34 protein-coding genes are annotated in these 19,319 nt (G+C 64.9%); 5 read left to right on the top strand and 29 right to left on the bottom strand.

From position 1 onward, the window contains the following. Positions 1-31: 31 nt before the first annotated feature. From rpsD to infA, 5 genes are all read right to left on the bottom strand, one after another. Positions 32-637, bottom strand: a complete 606-nt coding sequence (gene rpsD / locus JWS14_RS33530; protein ID WP_005239683.1) for a 30S ribosomal protein S4 — start codon at positions 635-637, stop codon at positions 32-34. 22 nt (positions 638-659) lie between these two features. Continuing rightward, positions 660-1,073, bottom strand: a complete 414-nt coding sequence (gene rpsK / locus JWS14_RS33525) for a 30S ribosomal protein S11 (RefSeq protein WP_009479376.1) — start codon at positions 1,071-1,073, stop codon at positions 660-662. Further along, positions 1,073-1,447, bottom strand: a complete 375-nt coding sequence (gene rpsM / locus JWS14_RS33520; RefSeq protein WP_005239677.1) for a 30S ribosomal protein S13 — start codon at positions 1,445-1,447, stop codon at positions 1,073-1,075. The genes rpsK and rpsM overlap by 1 nt, the downstream gene beginning before the upstream one ends. Before the next feature lie 220 nt (positions 1,448-1,667). Beyond that, positions 1,668-1,781, bottom strand: a complete 114-nt coding sequence (rpmJ, locus tag JWS14_RS33515) for a 50S ribosomal protein L36 (RefSeq protein WP_003938068.1) — start codon at positions 1,779-1,781, stop codon at positions 1,668-1,670. 87 nt (positions 1,782-1,868) lie between these two features. Then, positions 1,869-2,090 (bottom strand): translation initiation factor IF-1, encoded by a 222-nt coding sequence (gene infA / locus JWS14_RS33510; protein WP_003418601.1) that lies wholly within the window; start codon positions 2,088-2,090, stop codon positions 1,869-1,871. 265 nt (positions 2,091-2,355) lie between these two features. Here infA and dtd point away from each other — a divergent pair, with 265 nt between their 5' ends. Then, positions 2,356-2,793, top strand: coding sequence for a D-aminoacyl-tRNA deacylase (dtd, locus tag JWS14_RS33505; protein WP_095861073.1), 438 nt, complete (start codon positions 2,356-2,358; stop codon positions 2,791-2,793). 21 nt (positions 2,794-2,814) lie between these two features. Here dtd and map read toward each other — a convergent pair whose 3' ends face one another. The 24 genes from map to rpsJ all read right to left on the bottom strand — a co-directional run bounded on the left by map (position 2,815) and on the right by rpsJ (position 15,387). Continuing rightward, entirely contained in the window at positions 2,815-3,612 is a 798-nt protein-coding gene (gene map / locus JWS14_RS33500; protein ID WP_072945709.1) for a type I methionyl aminopeptidase, read from the bottom strand. Beyond that, the gene (locus JWS14_RS33495) at positions 3,612-4,157 is read right to left on the bottom strand and encodes an adenylate kinase (protein WP_072945707.1); all 546 of its coding nucleotides are present in this window, start codon (positions 4,155-4,157) and stop codon (positions 3,612-3,614) included. The genes map and JWS14_RS33495 overlap by 1 nt, the downstream gene beginning before the upstream one ends. Beyond that, a complete protein-coding gene (gene secY / locus JWS14_RS33490; protein WP_072945705.1) occupies positions 4,154-5,467 on the bottom strand; it encodes a preprotein translocase subunit SecY in 1,314 nt (437 codons plus the stop codon). The genes JWS14_RS33495 and secY overlap by 4 nt, the downstream gene beginning before the upstream one ends. A 190-nt stretch (positions 5,468-5,657) precedes the next feature. Beyond that, entirely contained in the window at positions 5,658-6,101 is a 444-nt protein-coding gene (gene rplO, locus JWS14_RS33485; protein WP_005239667.1) for a 50S ribosomal protein L15, read from the bottom strand. Positions 6,102-6,103: 2 nt separating this feature from the next. Continuing rightward, positions 6,104-6,283 (bottom strand): 50S ribosomal protein L30, encoded by a 180-nt coding sequence (gene rpmD / locus JWS14_RS33480; RefSeq protein ID WP_005253859.1) that lies wholly within the window; start codon positions 6,281-6,283, stop codon positions 6,104-6,106. Continuing rightward, the gene (rpsE, locus tag JWS14_RS33475) at positions 6,283-6,939 is read right to left on the bottom strand and encodes a 30S ribosomal protein S5 (RefSeq protein ID WP_072945703.1); all 657 of its coding nucleotides are present in this window, start codon (positions 6,937-6,939) and stop codon (positions 6,283-6,285) included. The genes rpmD and rpsE overlap by 1 nt, the downstream gene beginning before the upstream one ends. 37 nt (positions 6,940-6,976) lie before the next feature. Continuing rightward, complete coding sequence (gene rplR / locus JWS14_RS33470; protein WP_095860921.1) at positions 6,977-7,384, bottom strand: 50S ribosomal protein L18; 408 nt, start codon at positions 7,382-7,384, stop codon at positions 6,977-6,979. A gap of 1 nt (position 7,385) precedes the next feature. Next, entirely contained in the window at positions 7,386-7,925 is a 540-nt protein-coding gene (gene rplF, locus JWS14_RS33465) for a 50S ribosomal protein L6 (protein WP_009479371.1), read from the bottom strand. 14 nt (positions 7,926-7,939) lie between these two features. Then, positions 7,940-8,338, bottom strand: coding sequence for a 30S ribosomal protein S8 (gene rpsH / locus JWS14_RS33460; protein ID WP_005239657.1), 399 nt, complete (start codon positions 8,336-8,338; stop codon positions 7,940-7,942). 152 nt (positions 8,339-8,490) lie between these two features. Continuing rightward, entirely contained in the window at positions 8,491-8,676 is a 186-nt protein-coding gene (locus JWS14_RS33455; RefSeq protein WP_005239644.1) for a type Z 30S ribosomal protein S14, read from the bottom strand. Between the two features lie 4 nt (positions 8,677-8,680). Further along, the gene (rplE, locus tag JWS14_RS33450) at positions 8,681-9,247 is read right to left on the bottom strand and encodes a 50S ribosomal protein L5 (protein WP_005239642.1); all 567 of its coding nucleotides are present in this window, start codon (positions 9,245-9,247) and stop codon (positions 8,681-8,683) included. A gap of 1 nt (position 9,248) precedes the next feature. Next, complete coding sequence (gene rplX / locus JWS14_RS33445) at positions 9,249-9,566, bottom strand: 50S ribosomal protein L24 (RefSeq protein ID WP_005239640.1); 318 nt, start codon at positions 9,564-9,566, stop codon at positions 9,249-9,251. Next, a complete protein-coding gene (gene rplN, locus JWS14_RS33440; RefSeq protein WP_005239639.1) occupies positions 9,566-9,934 on the bottom strand; it encodes a 50S ribosomal protein L14 in 369 nt (122 codons plus the stop codon). The genes rplX and rplN overlap by 1 nt, the downstream gene beginning before the upstream one ends. Positions 9,935-10,104: 170 nt before the next feature. After that, positions 10,105-10,386: a 30S ribosomal protein S17 gene (rpsQ, locus tag JWS14_RS33435; protein ID WP_005239638.1), complete on the bottom strand. Its 282-nt coding sequence runs from the start codon at positions 10,384-10,386 to the stop codon at positions 10,105-10,107. Then, a complete protein-coding gene (rpmC, locus tag JWS14_RS33430) occupies positions 10,383-10,619 on the bottom strand; it encodes a 50S ribosomal protein L29 (protein ID WP_005239637.1) in 237 nt (78 codons plus the stop codon). The genes rpsQ and rpmC overlap by 4 nt, the downstream gene beginning before the upstream one ends. Next, positions 10,619-11,035 (bottom strand): 50S ribosomal protein L16, encoded by a 417-nt coding sequence (gene rplP / locus JWS14_RS33425; protein WP_005239636.1) that lies wholly within the window; start codon positions 11,033-11,035, stop codon positions 10,619-10,621. Before rplP ends, rpmC begins: the two co-directional genes overlap by 1 nt. Positions 11,036-11,038: 3 nt before the next feature. Then, positions 11,039-11,845: a 30S ribosomal protein S3 gene (gene rpsC, locus JWS14_RS33420; protein ID WP_005239635.1), complete on the bottom strand. Its 807-nt coding sequence runs from the start codon at positions 11,843-11,845 to the stop codon at positions 11,039-11,041. Next, entirely contained in the window at positions 11,845-12,249 is a 405-nt protein-coding gene (rplV, locus tag JWS14_RS33415) for a 50S ribosomal protein L22 (RefSeq protein ID WP_005239634.1), read from the bottom strand. The genes rpsC and rplV overlap by 1 nt, the downstream gene beginning before the upstream one ends. Further along, positions 12,246-12,527, bottom strand: coding sequence for a 30S ribosomal protein S19 (gene rpsS, locus JWS14_RS33410; RefSeq protein ID WP_003940820.1), 282 nt, complete (start codon positions 12,525-12,527; stop codon positions 12,246-12,248). The genes rplV and rpsS overlap by 4 nt, the downstream gene beginning before the upstream one ends. A 13-nt stretch (positions 12,528-12,540) precedes the next feature. Next, positions 12,541-13,377, bottom strand: a complete 837-nt coding sequence (gene rplB, locus JWS14_RS33405; RefSeq protein WP_015889918.1) for a 50S ribosomal protein L2 — start codon at positions 13,375-13,377, stop codon at positions 12,541-12,543. Between the two features lie 39 nt (positions 13,378-13,416). Further along, on the bottom strand, positions 13,417-13,722 hold the full coding sequence (gene rplW, locus JWS14_RS33400; RefSeq protein ID WP_005239632.1) for a 50S ribosomal protein L23: 306 nt from the start codon (positions 13,720-13,722) through the stop codon (positions 13,417-13,419). Next, entirely contained in the window at positions 13,719-14,408 is a 690-nt protein-coding gene (rplD, locus tag JWS14_RS33395; RefSeq protein WP_072945699.1) for a 50S ribosomal protein L4, read from the bottom strand. Before rplD ends, rplW begins: the two co-directional genes overlap by 4 nt. Beyond that, positions 14,405-15,061, bottom strand: coding sequence for a 50S ribosomal protein L3 (gene rplC / locus JWS14_RS33390; RefSeq protein ID WP_009479366.1), 657 nt, complete (start codon positions 15,059-15,061; stop codon positions 14,405-14,407). Before rplC ends, rplD begins: the two co-directional genes overlap by 4 nt. A 20-nt stretch (positions 15,062-15,081) precedes the next feature. After that, positions 15,082-15,387 carry a 30S ribosomal protein S10 gene (gene rpsJ, locus JWS14_RS33385; protein ID WP_003938093.1) on the bottom strand — a complete coding sequence of 102 codons (306 nt, stop codon included), beginning with the start codon at positions 15,385-15,387 and terminating at the stop codon, positions 15,082-15,084. Between the two features lie 465 nt (positions 15,388-15,852). On the opposite strand from rpsJ, the gene JWS14_RS33380 reads away from it, so the two are divergent. The 4 genes from JWS14_RS33380 to JWS14_RS33365 all read left to right on the top strand — a co-directional run bounded on the left by JWS14_RS33380 (position 15,853) and on the right by JWS14_RS33365 (position 19,313). Then, positions 15,853-16,329, top strand: a complete 477-nt coding sequence (locus tag JWS14_RS33380; protein ID WP_206015185.1) for a hotdog fold domain-containing protein — start codon at positions 15,853-15,855, stop codon at positions 16,327-16,329. Positions 16,330-16,687: 358 nt separating this feature from the next. Then, positions 16,688-17,656, top strand: coding sequence for an ATP-binding cassette domain-containing protein (locus JWS14_RS33375; protein WP_072945692.1), 969 nt, complete (start codon positions 16,688-16,690; stop codon positions 17,654-17,656). Next, positions 17,653-18,468 carry an ABC transporter permease gene (locus tag JWS14_RS33370; RefSeq protein WP_206015184.1) on the top strand — a complete coding sequence of 272 codons (816 nt, stop codon included), beginning with the start codon at positions 17,653-17,655 and terminating at the stop codon, positions 18,466-18,468. The genes JWS14_RS33375 and JWS14_RS33370 overlap by 4 nt, the downstream gene beginning before the upstream one ends. Beyond that, complete coding sequence (locus JWS14_RS33365) at positions 18,465-19,313, top strand: ABC transporter permease (protein ID WP_072945688.1); 849 nt, start codon at positions 18,465-18,467, stop codon at positions 19,311-19,313. Before JWS14_RS33370 ends, JWS14_RS33365 begins: the two co-directional genes overlap by 4 nt. Positions 19,314-19,319: the final 6 nt, after the last annotated feature.

Genomic DNA, 19,319 nt, shown 5'->3' with positions numbered 1-19,319 from the left:
AACTACCGGAAAGGCGCACGAGCCGACAGGCCTACTTCGAGTAGTACTCGACGATGAGCTGTTCCTGCAGAGGAACGTCGATCTGCGCACGCTCGGGAAGCTGGTGAACCAGAACCCGGAGACGTCCACCGACAACCTGCAGCCAACCCGGGATCGGGCGATCGCCCTGGGTCTCGCGCGCAACCTGGAAGGGAAGCGTCGACAGCGACTTGTCCTTGACATCGATGATGTCGTACTGCGAGACGCGGTAGCTGGGGATGTCGACCTTCTTGTTGTTCACGAGAAGGTGACCGTGCGTGACCAGCTGACGGGCCTGGCGGCGGGTGCGAGCCAGTCCGGCGCGGTACACGACGTTGTCGAGACGCGACTCCAGGATGCGGAGCAGGTTCTCACCGGTCTTACCGGGGCGGTTGTTCGCCTCCTTGTAGTACAGGCGGAACTGCTTCTCCATGACGCCGTAGGTGAAGCGAGCCTTCTGCTTCTCCTGCAGCTGGAGCAGGTACTCGCTCTCCTTGATCCGCGCGCGGCCGTGCTGGCCCGGCGGGTAGGGACGACGCTCGAACGCCTGGTCGCCTCCAACGAGGTCGACGCGCAGACGACGCGACTTGCGGGTGATGGGTCCGGTATAACGTGCCATTTTTTTCTACCTATCCTTCCCGCTAGACCCGACGCCGCTTGGGCGGACGGCAGCCGTTGTGCGGCTGGGGGGTGACATCGGAGATGGTGCCGACCTCGAGGCCTGCGGCCTGAAGCGAGCGGATCGCGGTCTCACGGCCGGAGCCGGGGCCCTTGACGAAGACGTCGACCTTCTTGACGCCGTGCTCCTGCGCCTTGCGGGCTGCGTTCTCTGCGGCCAGCTGGGCGGCGAACGGGGTCGACTTACGCGAACCCTTGAAGCCGACGTGTCCCGAGGACGCCCAGGAAATCACGTTTCCGGCGGGGTCCGTGATGGACACGATGGTGTTGTTGAACGTGCTCTTGATGTGAGCGGCGCCGTGCGGGACGTTCTTCTTGTCCCTGCGACGCGCCTTCTGGGTCTTCTTCGGACCGGTGCCACGTGACTTGGGGGGCATTACTTCGCCTTCTTCTTGCCTGCAATGGTGCGCTTCGGACCCTTACGGGTGCGGGCGTTGGTCTTGGTGCGCTGACCACGCACGGGCAGACCACGACGGTGGCGCAAGCCCTGGTAGCAGCCGATCTCGATCTTGCGTCGGATGTCGGCCTGGACCTCGCGGCGAAGGTCACCCTCGACCTTCAGCGACTCCTCGATGTACTCGCGGAGCTTGGCCAGATCCTCGTCCGAGAGATCCTTGCTCCGCAGATCCGGGCTGACGCCGGTGGCGTCCAGGATCTCCTTGGAGCGGGTACGGCCGATGCCGTAGATGTAAGTAAGTGCGATCTCCATCCGCTTTTCACGGGGAAGATCGACACCTGCGAGACGTGCCATGTCGGCATTCCTATCGGTGTGCGGAGGTCTGCTCCCAGTCCATCCCCTGTGCCTCTTCAAACGTCGGCGGTCTCGCGACCGGCGATGCTTCAACTAACTCAGTGGGGCCCCGGCCTCCGTGCCGGGGGTGAACCAGTACCTGCTCGAGAGCCGTGGGTACTGGCTGGTGCTGGGAGGTCATCTTTGCTTGTTGCCAAGCAGATCCTCGAAAAGCGGAGATCTAGCCCTGACGCTGCTTGTGGCGCAGGTTCTCGCAGATCACCATGACCCGGCCGTTACGACGGATCACCTTGCACTTTTCGCAGATCTTCTTGACGCTCGGCTGAACCTTCACGTCTTCTGATCTCCTGTTTTGTGGCAGCCCACTACGCAGATCCGCAGCGGACGTACTTCTCCCCGACCTGGTCGGGCGGGGAAGCTTTTACTTGTACCGGTAAACGATGCGTCCGCGCGACAAGTCGTAGGGCGACAGCTCCACGACAACGCGATCTTCCGGGAGGATGCGAATGTAGTGCTGACGCATCTTTCCGCTGATGTGGGCGAGAACCTTGTGGCCGTTCTCGAGCTCAATGCGGAACATCGCATTGGGCAGCGGCTCGACTACTCGTCCCTCGACCTCGATGGCCCCGTCTTTCTTAGCCATATCCTCCGCGATCCATGTGGTTTGGCGTGCTTATTGCATCTGTTTCCGTTACCGTGGCGCCCAATGGGATCTTCACCGGCCGAAACATGAACAATCCGGATCGAATCCGGCACTGGGCACGCAGACAACCGGCACGCATAGCGCACCGTTGATCCATGTTACGGGAAATTGCTCACCAGGCCAAATGCGGTCCCCGGCGGACCCGCCCGCCCGGCGAGAATTCCGCTTCCGAACCCCACCGGTCACGACTCGAAGGATGGTGTGCGTGCGCGCCCTGGTACAGCGAGTGACGTCCGCGTCGGTCCGGGTCGACGGCGACGAGGTGGGACGGATCACTCCCCCGGCCGGCGGCCACGGGCTGCTCGTCCTGATCGGCGTCACCCACACGGACGACGCGGCGAAGGCGGCTCTGCTCGCGAAGAAGGTGTGGACCATGCGCATCCTGGAGAACGAGCAGTCCGCCGCCGACCTCGACGCCCCGGTGCTCGTCGCCAGTCAGTTCACGCTGATGGCGGACACCCGCCGGGGCAGGCGCCCGTCCTGGTCCGCCGCGGCGCCGAGGCCCGTGGCGGAACCACTGGTGGACGAATTCACCGGCGCCCTGCGCGAGCTGGGCGCCACCGTCGAGACGGGTGTGTTCGGCGAACACATGGAGATCAGCCTCGTCAACGACGGTCCGGTGACGCTGCTGATCGACGTGTAGGCCCGCGCCCGCGGGCGCTCGCTACTCCGGACGCAGGGTGAGGATGCGCGGCCCGTCCTCGGTGACCGCGACGGTGTGCTCCCAATGCGCGGCACGAGTGCCGTCCGTGGTGACGACGGTCCAATCATCCTCGAGGACAACGGTATCCGTGGTCCCGAGGGTCAGCATCGGTTCGATCGCGAGAACGGATCCGACCACCAGCTGGGGTCCCTTGCCCGGGGCTCCCTCGTTGGCGAGGAACGGCTCCATGTGCATTTCGCGGCCGATGCCGTGACCGCCGTAACCGTCGACGATGCCGTACTTGCGGTCGTGCGCGACCTCGGCGGCGCGGGTACCGAGTTCGATGGCATGCGAGATGTCGGTGAGCCGGTTGCCGGCCAGCATGGCCGCGATGCCCGCCTCCATCGACAGCCGGGTGGCCTCGCTGAGTTGCTGGTCCGCTTCGATGATGTCGCCGACACCGAAGGTCCACGCAGAATCGCCGTGCCAGCCGTCGAGAATGGCGCCGCAATCGATGGAGACGAGGTCTCCCTCGGCGAGAATGTCTTCTGCCGAGGGAATCCCGTGCACCACGCGATCGTTCACGGACGAACAGATCGACCCGCTGAACCCGTGGTAGCCCTTGAACGACGGCACGGCGCCTGCGCCGCGGATGACCGACTCGGCCACCTCGTCGAGTTCGAGCGTGCTCACACCCGGCTTCGCCGCTTCGCGGACCGCGACGAGAGCCGCACCGACGATGGCACCGGCGGCCGCCATCGCGTCCAGCTCGCCCGCGGTCCGGAACGGAACGACCTTGCGTTTACGCCCGAAGCCCATTACTTGCCCAGCGCTGCCAGTGCGCGAGCGTTGACCTCGTCGACCTCACCGAGGGCGTCGACGGTCACCAGCTGCTCCTTGTAGTAATCGAGCAGCGGCGCGGTCTCCTCGCGGTACACCCGGAGCCGGTTGCGGATGACGTCCTCCTTGTCGTCCGCGCGGCCACGGGCCAGCATCCGCTCGACCACGACGTCTTCGTCGACGATGAACGACAGCACTGCGTCGAGCTTGGTGTTCAGCTCGGCCAGGATCGCCTCGAGCGCCTGGGCCTGGTCGACGGTCCGGGGGAAGCCGTCCAGCAGGAAACCGTTGGCCGCATCAGGCTCGCCGACGCGGGCCTTCACCATGTTGTTGGTGATCTCGCTGGGAACCAGGTCCCCGGCGTCCAGGTACTTCTTCGCCTCGAGGCCGAGAGGGGTGGCCTGGCCGATGTTCGCGCGGAACAGGTCGCCCGTGGAGATGTGCGGGACGCCGAGCTTCTCGGACAGAATCGCGGCCTGGGTGCCCTTGCCTGCACCGGGAGGACCAAGGAGGACAAGTCTCACTTGAGGAACCCTTCGTAGTTACGTTGCATCAATTGACTTTCGATCTGCTTGACCGTGTCCAGGGCGACGCTGACGAGAATCAGCACGGCCGCACCACCGAAGATGCTGCTGGAGGTCTGGCTTCCGGACAGGAAGAAGTGGGGCAGCACCGCGATCAGGCCGAGGTAGATCGAGCCGGGAACGGTGATGCGGTTGAGCACGTAATTCAGGTAGTCCGCGGTGGGGCGACCCGGGCGGATACCGGGGATGAAGCCGCCGAACTTCTTCATCTCGTCCGCGCGCTCTTCCGGATTGAACGTGATCGCGACGTAGAAGAACACGAAGAACACGATCAGCGCGAAGTAGATCACGATGTACACCGGGTTGTTCGGATTCACCAGGTACTCGTTGATGATCCGCTGCCACCAGCTGGGGTCGGCGGACGACGTGGCACCGGTGAGCTGCGCGATGAGGTTCGGCAGGTACAGCAGCGAGGACGCGAAGATGACCGGGATGATGCCGGCCTGGTTGACCTTCAGCGGCAGGTACGTCGACGAACCGCCGTACATCTTGCGGCCGACCATGCGCTTGGCGTACTGCACCGGGATGCGCCGCTGGCCCTGCTCGACGAAGACCACGCCGGCGATGATGGCGAGCGCCGCGACGCAGATGATCGCGAAGATCAGTCCCCCGCGGCTGTCCAGGATGGCCTTGCCCTCGGACGGCAGGCGGGACGCGATACCCGAGAAGATCAGCAGCGACATGCCGTTGCCGACGCCGCGCTCGGTGATGACCTCGCCGAACCACATGACGAGGGCAGCGCCCGCGGTCATGACCAGCACGATGATCACGAGGCCGAAGATGCTCTTGTCGGCGATGATCTCTTCCTGGCATCCCTGCAGCAGCTGGCCGCGCGACGCGAGCGCCACGATGCCGGTGGCCTGCAGGATCGCCAGGGCGATCGACAGATAGCGCGTGTACTGCGTCATCTTCGCCTGGCCGGACTGGCCTTCCTTCCGGAGTTCCTCGAACTTCGGAATGACGACCGTCAACAGCTGGACGATGATGCTGGCCGTGATGTACGGCATGATGCCGATCGCGAAGATGGACAGCTGCAGCAGTGCACCGCCGGAGAACAGGTTGATCAGCGAGTAGATGCCCGCGGAGTCGCCGCCCGACAGCTGATCGACGCACGATCGGACGTTGCCGTAGTCGACACCCGGCGACGGGATCACCGCGCCGATGCGATACAGCGCAACGAGACCGAGCGCGATGAGGATCTTCCGCCTCAGGTCCGGGGTCCTGAGGGCCGAGACGAAGGCGGAAAGCAAAGATCCTCCTGGCACGACGGTGGGGAGACGAAGTCGTAACCGACTTGTCCGTGAATGAACTCTAGAACTCTAACAGTGGCAACTGAACGCACAGTTGGGAGACCTGCGGCAGTGCTTCCCGTACAGCCGCAAATGGCCGCAGTACAGCGCGAGGCTGTACTGCGGCCATCTACTGGCTAGCGGTGATAGCTCACAGCTCGGTGGCGGTACCACCGGCAGCAGCGATCTTCTCCTTGGCGGAGCCGGTGAACTTGTCGACCGTCACCTGGACGGCGACAGTCAGGTCGCCGTCGCCGAGAACCTTGACGAGCTGGTTCTTGCGAACGGCACCCTTGGCAACGAGGTCCTCGACCGTGACCTGTCCACCTTCGGGGAACAGACGGGCGATGTCGCCGACGTTGACGACCTGGTACTCGGTGCGGAACGGGTTGGTGAAACCCTTGAGCTTGGGCAGACGCATGTGCAGCGGCATCTGTCCACCCTCGAAGGCGGCGGGCACGTTCTTGCGGGCCTTGGTGCCCTTCGTGCCGCGACCTGCGGTCTTGCCGCGCTTGCCGCCTTCACCACGACCGACGCGAATCTTGTCCGACTTGGCTCCCGGCGCGGGGCGCAGGTGATGCAGTTTGATGGTCATGGTTAGACCTCCTCAACTGTGACGAGGTGGCGCACCACGTTGATCAGACCGCGGTTCTGGGCATTGTCCTCGCGGACAACCGTCTGACGGATGCCCTTCAAGCCGAGGGTGCGCAGCGAGTTCCGCTGGTTCTGCTTGGTACCGATGGTGCTCTTGATCTGAGTGACCTTGAGTTCGGCCATTACTTCACGCTCCCAGCCTGTGCGCGCGCACGCAGCATGCCGGCGGGGGCAACGTCCTCGAGGGCGAGACCGCGGCGAGCGGCAACTTCCTCGGGGCGCTGCAGGCCCTTGAGCGCAGCGACGGTCGCATGCACAACATTGATGGCGTTGTCGCTACCGAGCGACTTCGACAGAATGTCGTGGATGCCGGCGCATTCCAGCACGGCACGCACCGCGCCACCGGCGATGACACCGGTACCGGGGCTTGCCGGACGCAGCATGACGACGCCCGCTGCGGCCTCACCCTGAATCGGGTGCGTGATGGTGCTGCCGATCATCGGCACGCGGAAGAAGCTCTTGCGAGCCTCCTCGACGCCCTTCTGGATGGCCGCAGGAACTTCCTTGGCCTTGCCGTAGCCGACGCCGACCAGTCCGTTGCCGTCGCCCACGATCACCAGAGCGGTGAAGCTGAAGCGACGACCACCCTTGACGACCTTCGACACGCGGTTGATCGTGACGACGCGCTCGATGTGGTTCGACTTCTCGGCCGACTGTCCGCCGCGACGATCGTCGCGACCGCCACCACGACGGTCGCCGCCGCCGCGGTTGTCCCCGGTGTTGGGGCCATTCTGTCCGGCGGGTCCGCTTCCGCCGTCACGCCTCTGACGTCCCGGCATCAGGCTGTCCTTCCGTTCATGTACTCGGTCTTGGTCATCAGAACTTCAACCCGCCTTCGCGAGCTGCGTCCGCAAGGGCCGCGATGCGACCGTGGTAGCCGTGTCCGCCGTGGTCGAACACGACGGCCTCGACACCGGCTGCCTTCGCGCGCTCGGCGATCAGCTGACCGACCTTCGCACTGAGGGCCTTCTTGTCGCCGTCCGCTGCACGCACGTCGGCCTCGGTGGTCGACGCCGCGGCCAGGGTGTGGCCTGCGAGGTCGTCCACGAGCTGGACGTGGATGTGGCGCGAGGACCGGTTGACGACCAAGCGGGGACGCTCGGGCGTGCCGGAGACCTTCTTGCGGAGACGGAAGTGACGACGCACCTTCGACAGGCGACGCTTCGTGGACGCATCCTTGCCGAGCGGAACCCGCTTGGCTTTCTGGTTTGCAGTCTGGCTCATATCACTTACCCGTCTTTCCGACCTTGCGGCGGATCTGCTCACCCTCGTAACGCACGCCCTTGCCCTTGTACGGGTCCGGACGACGGAGACGACGGATGTTGGCCGAGATCTGCCCGACCTTCTGCTTGTCGATGCCCGACACCGAGAACTTGGTGGGCGACTCGACCGCGAAGGTGATGCCTTCCGGAGCCTCGATCGGGACCGGGTGGCTGTAGCCGAGTGCGAACTCGAGGTCCTTGCCCTTCAGAGCAACGCGGTAACCGACGCCGTGAATCTCCATCTTGGTGGTGTAACCGTCGGTGACACCGGTGATGAGGTTCTGCACCAGGGTGCGAGACAGACCGTGCAGCGCGCGGCTGCGACGCTCGTCGTCCGGACGGGTCACGCTGAGCGTGCCGTCGTCGTTCTTCGCAATGGCAATCGGCTCGGAGATCGTGAGGGCCAGCGAGCCCTTGGGACCCTTGACCGTGACGTCCTGGCCGTCGATCGAGACGTCGACGCCGCCGGGGACGGTGACGGGAATCTTTCCAATACGCGACATTGTGGTGGCCTCCCTTACCAGACGTAGGCGAGGACTTCCCCGCCCACTCCTTGATTGGCCGCCTGGCGATCGGTGAGCAGGCCGGTGGACGTGGAAATGATCGCCACGCCGAGGCCGCCCAGAACCTTGGGCAGGTTGGTGGACTTCGCGTACACACGCAGACCGGGCTTGGAGACGCGGCGCACGCCGGCAAGGCTGCGCTCACGGCTCGGGCCGTACTTCAGGTCGACGATGAGGGTCTTGCCCACCTCGGCGTCTTCGGTGCGGTAGTCGGCGATGTAACCCTCGCGCTTGAGGATCTCGGCGATGTTCGCCTTGATCTTCGAGTGGGGCAACTTCACCTCATCGTGGTACGCCGTGTTGGCGTTGCGCAGACGTGTCAAGAAGTCTGCGATGGGGTCGGTCATGGTCATGAGGTTGACCTCTACCTTTCTCACAACGGTTCCCTCTGCCGTTTCCGGCGCAGGCCTATCGCGAAGTAGGTCTTACGTTTCCCGGTCCGAGGTTACGAACCGGAAGTCTGTGGGGGTGACGCCGTCGCCGTTGCGGCGACGGCGTCACCGGCTCACCAGGAGCTCTTGTGAACGCCGGGCAGCTCGCCGGCGTGCGCCATCTCACGGACGCAGATTCGGCACAGGCCGAACTTGCGGAACACCGAGTGCGGACGGCCGCAGCGCTGGCAGCGGGTGTAGGCGCGCACCGCGAACTTGGGCTTCTTGTTGGCCTTGTTGACCAATGCCTTCTTAGCCATTAGCTCAGTTCTCCTTGAACGGGAAGCCGAGGTGCTTCAGCAGGGCACGGCCTTCTTCGTTGTTGGTCGCGGTGGTCACCACGGTGATGTCCATGCCGCGCGGGCGGTCGATCTTGTCCACGTCGATCTCGTGGAACATCGACTGCTCGTTCAGGCCGAACGTGTAGTTGCCGTTGCCGTCGAACTGGTTGCCCGACAGGCCGCGGAAGTCCCTGATGCGGGGAAGCGCGACGGACACGAGACGGTCCAGGAACTCCCACATGCGGTCGCCACGCAGCGTGACGCGGGCACCGATCGGCATTCCCTCGCGGAGCTTGAACTGCGCGATGGACTTGCGTGCCTTGCGGATCTCGGGCTTCTGACCGGTGATCAGAGCGAGATCGTTGACGGCACCGTTGATCAGCTTGGCGTCGCGCGCGGCGTCACCGACACCCATGTTGACGACGACCTTGACGACGCCGGGGATCTGCATCACGTTGGCGTAGTCGAACTCGGTGTTCAGCGCAGCCTTGATCTCCTCGCGGTAGCGAGTCTTCAGGCGCGGCTGGATCTTGTTCTCAGTGGAGGTCATGTCAGATGTCCTTCCCGTTCTTCCGGGAAATCCGAACGCGCTTGCCGGACTCTTCGTCGGTCCGGTACCCCACGCGAGTGGGGTTGCCGTCCGAGTCGACGACCGCGACGTTGGAAACGTGGATCGGGGCTTCCTGCGTGACGATGCCGCCGGAGGAAGCTCCGCGCTCGTTCGCGGAAACCGCGGTGTGCTTCTTGATGCGGTTCACGCCTTCGACGAGGACCTTGTTGGTCGCGGGGTAGGCCTGGATGACCTTGCCCTTCGCGCCCTTGTCCTTGCCGGCGATGACCAGCACGGTGTCACCCTTGTGCACCTTCATCACAGCACCTCCGGGGCGAGCGAGACGATCTTCATGAACTTCTTCTCACGCAGCTCACGGCCGACGGGGCCGAAGATGCGGGTGCCACGGGGATCGTTGTCCGGCTTGATGAGGACGGCGGCGTTCTCGTCGAACTTGATGTACGACCCGTCCGGACGGCGGCGTTCCTTGGTGGTGCGGACGATGACGGCCTTGACGACCTCGCCCTTCTTGATGTTTCCACCCGGGATGGCGTCCTTGACGGTGGCGACGATGATGTCACCGATCCCGGCGTAGCGGCGAGACGAACCACCGAGAACGCGGATGCAGAGAATCTCCTTGGCACCCGTGTTGTCGGCGACGCGCAGCCGCGACTCCTGCTGAATCACTTACTTCTCCTTGACCTGGACTGTTGCACGGCAGATTTCCGACCCGACGTGCGCGGTCTGCACCCGTGCCCTGCGAGAGGGGCCGCCCGGGTGGGCGGCACAACGGTGGGGTTGCCGTGCGTCTGCCGCAAGGCAACCCCACCATCGTACTGGATGCATTATTCGGTTTCTTACTTGGCCTTCTCGAGGACCTCGACGAGACGCCAGTGCTTGGTCGCGGACAGCGGACGGGTCTCCATCAGCTGCACGCGGTCACCGATGCCTGCGACGCCGTTCTCGTCGTGCGCCTTCACCTTGCTGGTGCGCCGGATGATCTTGCCGTAGAGCGGGTGCTTGACCCGGTCCTCGAGCTCGACCACGATCGTCTTCTCCATCTTGTCGGAGACGACGTATCCGGTGCGGACCTTACGGCTGCCGCGCTCTTCAGTGCTCACTGCTTTTTCCTCACTCATGCCGCGTCACCTGCGTCCGGACCGACGGCCAGCCCGAGCTCACGCTCACGCAGAACGGTGTAGATGCGCGCGATCTCGTGACGGACGGTACGCAGTCGACGGTTGTTGTCCATCTGACCCGTGGCCATCTGGAAACGAAGGTTGAACAGCTCTTCCTTCGACTCACGAAGCCGGGTGACCAGCTCTTCTTCGGTGAGCTCGCGGAGCTCTGCGGCTGGGGTTCCAGTAGCCATCAGAACTGCTCCTCCCTTGTCACGATCCGGCACTTGCACGGGAGCTTGTGCATCGCGCGACGCAGGGCCTCACGAGCGATCTCCTCATTGGGGTAGCTCATTTCGAACATCACGCGACCGGGCTTGACGTTCGCGATCCACCACTCGGGCGAACCCTTACCGGAACCCATGCGGGTTTCGGCCGGCTTCTTGGTGAGGGGGCGATCCGGGAAGATGTTGATCCAGATCTTGCCGCCACGCTTGATGTGCCGGGTCATGGCGATACGAGCGGACTCGATCTGCCGGTTGGTGATGTAGGCGGGCTCGAGAGCCTGGATGCCGTAGTCACCGAAGGTCACCTGGGTTCCACCCTTGGCGGCACCCGAACGGCTCGGATGGTGCTGCTTGCGGTGCTTGACCCGCCGTGGGATCAACATGCGTCAGCCCTCCTTCTGTTCAGTCGTAGCGGGTGCATCGGCGGTGGCGGTCGCTGCGCGGCCGGCCTCGGTGCTGGTCGCGGTGGTGCCGGTGGCACCGGAGCGACGGGGACGGCTCGGACGCTCACGCCGCGGGCGGTCGCCTGCGGGAGCAGCCACGTTGGCGGCGAGCTCACGCTTGCCACCGACGATGTCGCCCTTGTAGATCCAGACCTTCACGCCGATGCGGCCGAAGGTGGTCTTGGCCTCGTAGAGGCCGTAGTCGATGTCCGCGCGAAGCGTGTGCAGCGGCACACGGCCTTCGCGGTAGAACTCCGACCGGGACATCTCGGCGCCGCCGAGACGACCGGAGCACTGAACGCGGATTCCCTTGACGTTGGGCTGACGCATGGCCGACTGGATGGCCTTGCGCATCGCGCGACGGAAGGCGACACGGTTCGAGAGCTGCTCGGCCACACCCTGTGCGACGAGCTGAGCCTCGGCCTCGGCGTTCTTGACCTCGAGGATGTTCAGCTGGACCTGCTTGCCGGTCAGCTTCTCGAGCTCGGAACGGATGCGATCGGCTTCGGCGCCGCGGCGGCCGATGACGATGCCCGGGCGGGCGGTGTGGATGTCGACACGAACACGGTCACGCGTGCGCTCGATCTCGACCTTCGCGATGCCCGCGCGCTCCATGCCGGTGGCGAGGAGCTTACGGATCGCGACGTCTTCCTTGACGTACTCCGCGTACTGCTTGTCTGCGTACCAGCGAGACTTCCAGTCGGTGGTGATGCCGAGGCGGAAGCCGTGCGGGTTGATTTTCTGGCCCACTACTGAGCACTTCCCTTCCGGCGATTACGGGTCGATGTTCCGGTCTTCGGCAGGCTCTCCACGATCACGGTGATGTGACTGGTGCGCTTGCGGATACGGAACGCACGTCCCTGTGCACGCGGCTGGAACCGCTTGAGGGTCGCGCCCTCGTCCACGAACGCCGTGGCGACGACAAGCGTGCTCGGGTCGAGGTCGAGGTTGTTCTCGGCGTTGGCCGCTGCGGAGGCGATCACCTTGGCGACCGGCTCGCTCGCTGCCTGCGGCGCGAACTTCAGGATGTTCAGGGCGTCTTCAACCGAACGCCCGCGGACCAGGTCCACAACGCGACGCGCCTTCATCGGCGTGACGCGCACGTGGCGCGCTACTGCCTTGGCGGTCGGGTTGGCGGTTTCGGTGTTGCTCATCGCCTCTTCGCCTTCCGATCATCCTTGATGTGACCCTTGAACGTGCGGGTCGGTGCAAACTCTCCGAGCTTGTGTCCGACCATCGAGTCGGAAACGAACACGGGGACGTGCTTGCGGCCGTCGTGAACCGCAAACGTGTGGCCGATGAAGTCCGGGATGATCGTGGAACGACGGGACCAGGTCTTGATGACCTGCTTGGTTCCCTTTTCGTTCTGCACGTCCACCTTCGCGAGGAGGTGGTCATCGACGAACGGGCCCTTCTTGAGGCTGCGTGGCATCCTTCACTCCCTCCTAGCGCTTGTTCTTGCCGGTACGGCGACGACGGACAATGAGCTTGTCGCTCGCCTTGTTCTTGCGGGTGCGGCCCTCGGGCTTGCCCCACGGGCTGACCGGGTGGCGACCACCGGAGGTCTTACCCTCACCACCACCGTGCGGGTGGTCGACCGGGTTCATCACGACACCACGGACGGTCGGGCGCTTGCCCTTCCAGCGCATACGGCCGGCCTTGCCCCAGTTGATGTTCGACTGTTCGGCGTTGCCGACCTCACCGATCGAGGCGCGGCAGCGAACGTCGACGCGACGGATTTCGCCGGACGGCATACGCAGCGTGGCGTAGGTGCCTTCCTTACCGAGCAGCTGGATGCTGGATCCGGCCGAGCGGGCCATCTTGGCGCCGCCACCCGGGCGGAGTTCCACCGCGTGGATGGTCGTACCCGTCGGGATGTTGCGCAGGGGCAGGTTGTTGCCGGGCTTGATGTCGGCGCCGGCACCGGACTCGACCGGTGCACCCTGGAACAGGCCCTTGGGGGCGATGATGTAGCGCTTCTCGCCGTCCGCGTAGTGCAGCAGGGCGATACGCGCGGTGCGGTTGGGGTCGTACTCGATGTGAGCGACCTTGGCCGGCACGCCGTCCTTGTCGTTGCGACGGAAATCGATCAGCCGGTAGGCGCGCTTGTGTCCGCCACCCTTGTGCCGGGTGGTGATACGACCGTGTGCGTTACGTCCACCGCGTCCGTGGAGCGGGCGAACCAGCGACTTCTCGGGGGTCGACCGAGTGATCTCGGCGAAGTCCGAGACGCTCGAGCCACGACGGCCCGGGGTAGTCGGCTTGTACTTACGGATTGCCATGAGTCTTCTCGTCCTCTATGTCTCGTCAAGTCCCGGCGCTTACGCGACCGGTCCTCCGAAGATCTCGATGGGCTTGCTGTCGGCCGAGAGGGTCACGAGCGCGCGCTTGGTGTCCTTGCGCTTGCCGTAACCGAACCGGGTCCGCTTGCGCTTGCCCTGACGGTTGGCGGTGTTGACGCTGGTCACGGTGACGCCGAAGATCTTCTCGACGGCAATCTTGATCTGCGTCTTGTTCGAGTCCGGGTGCACCAGGAAGGTGTAGGTGCCTTCCTCGATCAGTCCGTAGGACTTCTCGGAGATGACCGGGGCGAGCAGGATGTCGCGGGGATCGGCGATGGTGCTCACTTGCCCTCCTCCTTGTTCTCTTCCTGGGCGGTCTCGGCGGGCCCGTGGATGAACGCGTTGAGCGCCTCGACGCTGAACACGACGTCATCGCTGTTGAGCACGTCGTAGGTGTTGAGCTGGTCGGGTGCGATGGGGTGCACGCCGTCCAGATTCTGGACGCTCTTCCAGGCCGCGATGTCCGCGCGTCCGACGACGAGCAGGACCTTCTTGCGATCCGAGATCTCGCCGAGGAAGGTGCGGGCGGACTTCGTGGACGGAGTCTGACCGGCGACCAGTTCGGTGATCACGTGGATGCGCTCGTTGCGGGCCCGGTCGGAGAGGGCTCCGCGCAGGGCGGCGGCCTTCATCTTCTTGGGGGTCCGCTGGCTGTAGTCGCGCGGCTGCGGGCCGTGGACGGTGCCACCGCCGGCGAACTGCGGTGCACGGGTCGAGCCCTGACGAGCGCGGCCGGTGCCCTTCTGGCGGTACGGCTTCTTGCCACCACCGCGAACCTCGCCGCGGGTCTTGGTGGAGTGGGTGCCCTGACGTGCAGCGGCGAGCTGCGCGACGACAACCTGGTGAAGAAGCGCGATGTTGGCAGGCGCGTCGAAGATCTCCGCGGGGAGATCGACGGTGCCGTTGGTCTTGCCGCCGGCGACCTTGACGTCCAGCGTCAGCTTGGTCGTCGATGTCTCGGTGCTGGTCATGCTCGTGCACCACCCTTCACTGCACTCTTGACGATCACGAGGCCACCCTTGCGGCCGGGGATCGCACCCTTGATCAGCAGCAGGCCGTTCTCGGCGTCCACCTTGTGAACGGAGAGGTTCTGCGTCGTGATGCGGTCGCTACCCATGCGGCCGGACATGCGCATGCCCTTGAACACGCGGCCCGGAGTGGCGCAACCACCGATGGAACCGGGGCGACGGTGAACGGCCTGTGCACCGTGCGATGCACCCTGACCGGCGAAGCCGTGGCGCTTCATGGTTCCGGCGAAGCCCTTACCCTTGCTGGTTCCGGTGACGTCGACGTAGGCGCCGTCCTCGAAGACCTCGGCGGTAAGTTCCTGGCCGACCTCGTACTCCGAGGTGTCGGCAACGCGGAGCTCCACAACGTGGCGGCGCGGGGTGACGCCGGCCTTGGCGAACTGGCCGGAAGTCGGCTTGTTCACCTTGCGCGGGTCGATGGCGCCGAACGCGAGCTGCACGGCGCTGTAGCCGTCACGCTCTTCGGTACGAATCTGGGTCACGACGTTCGGTCCGGCCTTCACGACGGTGACCGGAACGACCCGGTTGTTCTCGTCGAAGACCTGGGTCATGCCGAGCTTGGTGCCCAGGATTCCCTTGATCTTGGTATCAGTCATTGTTTTTGTCTCCGCCGCGCTCACTGAATGTTGACGTCGACGCTGGCCGGAAGGTCGATGCGCATGAGCGCGTCAACCGTCTTGGGCGTCGGGTCGAGGATGTCGATAAGCCGCTTGTGAGTACGCATCTCGAAGTGCTCGCGCGAGTCCTTGTACTTGTGCGGCGAGCGGATGACGCAGTACACGTTCTTTTCGGTCGGCAACGGCACGGGTCCAACGACGCGGGCCCCGGTACGGGTCACCGTCTCGACGATCTTGCGCGCTGACGCGTCGATCGCCTCATGGTCGTAGGCCTTGAGCCTGATGCGGATCTTCTGTCCCGCCACGCTTAGTGTCCTTTTCTTGCCGCGTTTCGTAGTCCCACCCGAGTCGGGCCGAACTACCTCGTCTGCACAGTCCCTTACCTGGGCCGCAACTGTCCGAACGCTAGGCGACCGGGACACACCCGATCCGCTGCCGCTGTTCATCTGTCATGGTTCTCCGGTACACGCGGTCGGGCGTGTCGCCCTCCCACTCATTCTCCGACCCGCAACTTTTCAGCTCTTCGGGCCGGGAACGCGTACCGGATGCACTCGTTTCGAGTGCCAGTAGGTACTGCTTCCGTCTTGCATGTGGCCGCGAGCAGGTCATTCGATCTACACCGCGACGTTTCACCCCACCTGTTTCGGGCCGCAAACGATCGCGTCCCAGACAAGGCAACCCGACCAGTATGCCGTACCGGGCAGAAGAGATCAAACCGGGCTCGATCACTCTCGCCGGGCCTGAAACTTACTTTCAAGTAAGATCTGGGCATGACACCCTCGAGCCCCACTTACGCCGCCTGGCAGAAGCTCCCCGACAACGCGCTCGGACACGCGCTGTTCTCCGTCGGCATGTGCATCCGCGTCCCCTACTTCGGTTCGGTGCTCCCCCGCGTCGTCGAGATGCGGCCGGGCCGTTGCGAGGTGCGGGCGCCCAAGTGGTGGGGCGTCCGCAACCACCTGGGCACGTTCCATGCGATCGCCGCGTGCAACATCGCCGAGGCCGCCATGGGCATGCTGTCCGAGGCGACCGTGCCGTCGACCCACCGGTGGATCCCGAAGTCGATGACCGTCGACTACCTCGCCAAGGCGAACGGCCCGCTGCGCGCCATCGCGGAACTGACAGAACTGCCGGACTTCGGCGCGATCACCGCGGGCACCGACGTGGTCGTGCCCGTGCGCATCCTCGACCGCCGGGGCGCCGAGGTGGTCCACGCCGACATCACGACGTGGGTCACCCCCGAGTAGTAAGGACAGAAGTAGACAGGGACAGAAGCAGCAGGAGCGACCGGCTACGGGTCGGCGCGCACCCGACGGGGACGCGAAAGGCGCATGTCGAAGCTCACATTCGGTCCGGCGGTCGCGGCCGCGACCCGAATTGCCCTGTGGCACTTGCTCGGATCCGGAACGTCGCGGCACAGCACGATCTTCCGGCCGGACGGGATCGATTCCACCGCGGCCGCCGGGGCCGAAGTGGTACAGACGTCCGGCATTTATCGCGGACCTGTCTCGACCCGTTACACAAGATTTCAGTCCGTGTTCCGCGGGCGGGGAGGTCTTCGCCGGTCTGCTTTGATCGCCCTCTTCGCGTGACATACTCGAGGACATGCCAGCACCTGACACCGCCGTTCTTGTCGAGGGAATCGAGAAATCCTTCGGAGACGTAGCAGCGTTGCGGGGTGTCAGCTTCGAGGTGCCCCGCGGCACGGTGCTCGGCATCCTGGGCCCCAACGGCGCAGGGAAGACCACCACCGTCAACGTGCTGTCGACGTTGCTGCGCCCCGATGCGGGCCGCGCATTCGTCGCCGGGCACGACGTGGTCGAGGAGTCGGCCGACGTCCGTCGCAGCATCATGATGACGGGTCAGTACGCCGCACTGGACGAGTCGCTGACCGGGCGCGAGAATCTCGTGCTGTTCGGCCGGCTGATGGGCCTGCCCAAGGCGTCCGCGAAATCGCGCGCGCAGGATCTGCTGACGCAGTTCGATCTGCTCGACGCGGGTGACCGGAAGGTGTCCGGGTATTCCGGCGGTATGCGCCGGCGCGTCGACATCGCCTGCGGCCTCGTGATCCGTCCCGAGGTCGTGTTCCTCGACGAGCCGACCACCGGCCTCGACCCTCGCAGCCGCCAGGGCGTGTGGTCCCTGGTGTCCGCGCTCAAGGAGCAGGGCATCACGATCCTGCTGACGACGCAGTACCTCGAGGAGGCCGACCTCCTCAGCGACAACATCGTCGTGATCGACAAGGGCACCGTGATCGCCGAGGGCACGGCGGACGAGTTGAAGGCCCGGACCGGCGGAAGCTACTGCGAGGTCGTCCCGGTCAGCCTCGACGACCTGCCACGCGTCCGGGAGATCCTCACGAGCCTGTGCCCACCCGGCCGGGTCATCGAGGAAGGCACCGACCGGTTGTCGATTCCCGCCGAGCACGGCGCCCAGACCCTTGCCGAGGTTCTTCGCCGACTCGACCTCGCCGGGGTCACACTCGCCGACATCGCCCTGCGGCGCCCGTCCCTCGACGACGTGTTCCTCTCACTCACCGGCCACGTCCGCGTCGACGAGAGCTTGCCGTCGTGACGGCGCCCGCCCAGCTCGGATTCGAGCGCACCCTCGAAGGTAAGCACCGGCGGCCGCACCCGTCGAGCGTCCAGCAGTGGATTGCGCTGTCCCAGCGGAATCTGCACACGATGTGGGTGTTCGGCCAGTTCTTCATCGCAGTGCTGGCGCCGTTGATCTTCACCATCGGCTTCTATCTGCCGCTGCGTCTGGTGATGAAGTTCCAGGGCATCGACTACGCACAGTTCGTCATGCCGATCATCGTCCTGCAGGCGATGGCGTTCACCGCGATCTCGGCGGCACACCGCGCGGCCACCGAGGCGTCGAACGGCATGAATTCCCGGTTCCAGACGATGCCGGTCAAGGCGGCGGTCCCCCTGTCGGCGCGCATGACCGCGTGCCTCGTGCACTCGACGATCTCACTCGTCGCCGCGATCGGCTACGGATACGCGATCGGCTTCCGGTTCTCCGGCGGACTGGGGATGACCGCGGCGTTCTGCGGGCTGGCGATGCTGATCGGGTTCACCCTCACGACGGGCGCCGACGCCCTCGGCACCCTCACCCGCAGTCCCGAGGTCACCAGTCAGGCGCTGACGCTCCCCCAGCTGATCCTCGGCATGTTCTCCTCCGGTTTCGTTCCGGTGACGCAGTTCCCCGAGTGGGCGCAGGGCTTCGTGCGCAATCAGCCCATCTCGCAGTTCTCCACGTCCATGCGTGCCATGACGGATGGCACCATCACGTTCCACCAGCTGACACCCACCCTGTTGTGGTGCGGCGGGCTGGCGCTGGTCTTCATTCCGTTGTCGATCTGGTCGAATGTGAGGCGCGGATGACCACCGAGTACCGATCCGACTCACCGGCGACGGTGACGTTTCCGGAGGTGATCGAACCCCACCCGGAGAACTCTCTCACCGCGCTGTTCTCGCACAGCCTGCTGCAGACCAAGCGCCTTCTGCTTCGCTGGGCCCGGGACCCGTACACGATGCTGCAGGCGATCGTGTACCCGGCGTTGATGTTGCTGATGTTCTGGGCGGTGCTCGGGATTTCGATCACCAAGGCCACCGGCGTGAACAGTGTCTTCGGGACCGTTCCGATGATCACGCTCGTCGGCGCGATGTTCGGTTCCATCGCGGGCGGTCTGTCATTGAAGAAGGAATGGGCGGACGGGCTCCTGAGCCGTTTCTGGGTGCTGCCCGTGCACCGCGCGTCGGGCCTGCTCAGCCGTCTCATGGCCGAATCCGTGCGGATCGTGCTCACCACCGTGCTGATCATCGCGGTCGGTTTCGCCATCGGGTTCCGGTTCAACCAGGGCATTCTCGCCGGCATCGCCCTGATGTTGCTGCCGCTGCTGTTCGGGGTGAGTTTCGCGACGATGGTGACGGCCCTCGCGGTCAACGCGGCGAAGGCGCCACTCGTCGAGATTCTCTCCCTGCTGTGCACCCTCCTGCTGTTCTTCAACTCCGGGTTCGTGCCCACCGGCGCCTATCCCACCTGGCTCCAGCCGTTCGTCGAGAACCAGCCGATGTCCTGCGCGATCGACGCGATGAAGGGACTGTCGATGGGCGGTCCCGTCGCGGAACCTCTGCTGAAGACGATCGCGTGGTCGGTCGGCGGTCTGCTGATCTTCACCTACCCCGCGGTGCGCGGTTACCGCCGGGCCGCGGGCAACCCGGCGTAGCAACCG

This window comes from Rhodococcus koreensis (assembly GCF_017068375.1).
GTDB classification, from domain to species: Bacteria; Actinomycetota; Actinomycetes; order Mycobacteriales; family Mycobacteriaceae; genus Rhodococcus_F; species Rhodococcus_F koreensis.
The sequence above is the reverse complement of the archived record's forward strand: the minus strand, read 5'-3'. Positions and strand labels throughout refer to the sequence as shown.

What these genes read in the sequence shown, in the direction of transcription:
- rpsD (WP_005239683.1), bottom strand. Translation starts at nt 637, where the DNA reads ATGGCACGTTATACCGGACCCATCACCCGCAAGTCGCGTCGTCTGCGC.
- rpsK (WP_009479376.1), bottom strand. Translation starts at nt 1,073, where the DNA reads ATGCCCCCCAAGTCACGTGGCACCGGTCCGAAGAAGACCCAGAAGGCG.
- rpsM (WP_005239677.1), bottom strand. Translation starts at nt 1,447, where the DNA reads ATGGCACGTCTCGCAGGTGTCGATCTTCCCCGTGAAAAGCGGATGGAG.
- infA (WP_003418601.1), bottom strand. Translation starts at nt 2,090, where the DNA reads ATGGCTAAGAAAGACGGGGCCATCGAGGTCGAGGGACGAGTAGTCGAG.
- map (WP_072945709.1), bottom strand. Translation starts at nt 3,612, where the DNA reads ATGGGCTTCGGGCGTAAACGCAAGGTCGTTCCGTTCCGGACCGCGGGC.
- rplO (WP_005239667.1), bottom strand. Translation starts at nt 6,101, where the DNA reads ATGACCATCAAACTGCATCACCTGCGCCCCGCGCCGGGAGCCAAGTCG.
- rpmD (WP_005253859.1), bottom strand. Translation starts at nt 6,283, where the DNA reads ATGGCCGAACTCAAGGTCACTCAGATCAAGAGCACCATCGGTACCAAG.
- rpsE (WP_072945703.1), bottom strand. Translation starts at nt 6,939, where the DNA reads ATGCCGGGACGTCAGAGGCGTGACGGCGGAAGCGGACCCGCCGGACAG.
- rplR (WP_095860921.1), bottom strand. Translation starts at nt 7,384, where the DNA reads ATGAGCCAGACTGCAAACCAGAAAGCCAAGCGGGTTCCGCTCGGCAAG.
- rplF (WP_009479371.1), bottom strand. Translation starts at nt 7,925, where the DNA reads ATGTCGCGTATTGGAAAGATTCCCGTCACCGTCCCCGGCGGCGTCGAC.
- rpsH (WP_005239657.1), bottom strand. Translation starts at nt 8,338, where the DNA reads ATGACCATGACCGACCCCATCGCAGACTTCTTGACACGTCTGCGCAAC.
- JWS14_RS33455 (WP_005239644.1), bottom strand. Translation starts at nt 8,676, where the DNA reads ATGGCTAAGAAGGCATTGGTCAACAAGGCCAACAAGAAGCCCAAGTTC.
- rplE (WP_005239642.1), bottom strand. Translation starts at nt 9,247, where the DNA reads ATGACCTCCACTGAGAACAAGATCCAGCCGCGCCTGAAGACTCGCTAC.
- rplX (WP_005239640.1), bottom strand. Translation starts at nt 9,566, where the DNA reads ATGAAGGTGCACAAGGGTGACACCGTGCTGGTCATCGCCGGCAAGGAC.
- rpsQ (WP_005239638.1), bottom strand. Translation starts at nt 10,386, where the DNA reads ATGAGTGAGGAAAAAGCAGTGAGCACTGAAGAGCGCGGCAGCCGTAAG.
- rpmC (WP_005239637.1), bottom strand. Translation starts at nt 10,619, where the DNA reads ATGGCTACTGGAACCCCAGCCGCAGAGCTCCGCGAGCTCACCGAAGAA.
- rplP (WP_005239636.1), bottom strand. Translation starts at nt 11,035, where the DNA reads ATGTTGATCCCACGGCGGGTCAAGCACCGCAAGCAGCACCATCCGAGC.
- rplV (WP_005239634.1), bottom strand. Translation starts at nt 12,249, where the DNA reads ATGAGCAACACCGAAACCGCCAACCCGACCGCCAAGGCAGTAGCGCGC.
- rpsS (WP_003940820.1), bottom strand. Translation starts at nt 12,527, where the DNA reads ATGCCACGCAGCCTCAAGAAGGGCCCGTTCGTCGATGACCACCTCCTC.
- rplB (WP_015889918.1), bottom strand. Translation starts at nt 13,377, where the DNA reads ATGGCAATCCGTAAGTACAAGCCGACTACCCCGGGCCGTCGTGGCTCG.
- rplD (WP_072945699.1), bottom strand. Translation starts at nt 14,408, where the DNA reads ATGACCAGCACCGAGACATCGACGACCAAGCTGACGCTGGACGTCAAG.
- rplC (WP_009479366.1), bottom strand. Translation starts at nt 15,061, where the DNA reads ATGACTGATACCAAGATCAAGGGAATCCTGGGCACCAAGCTCGGCATG.
- JWS14_RS33380 (WP_206015185.1), top strand. Translation starts at nt 15,853, where the DNA reads ATGACACCCTCGAGCCCCACTTACGCCGCCTGGCAGAAGCTCCCCGAC.
- JWS14_RS33375 (WP_072945692.1), top strand. Translation starts at nt 16,688, where the DNA reads ATGCCAGCACCTGACACCGCCGTTCTTGTCGAGGGAATCGAGAAATCC.
- JWS14_RS33365 (WP_072945688.1), top strand. Translation starts at nt 18,465, where the DNA reads ATGACCACCGAGTACCGATCCGACTCACCGGCGACGGTGACGTTTCCG.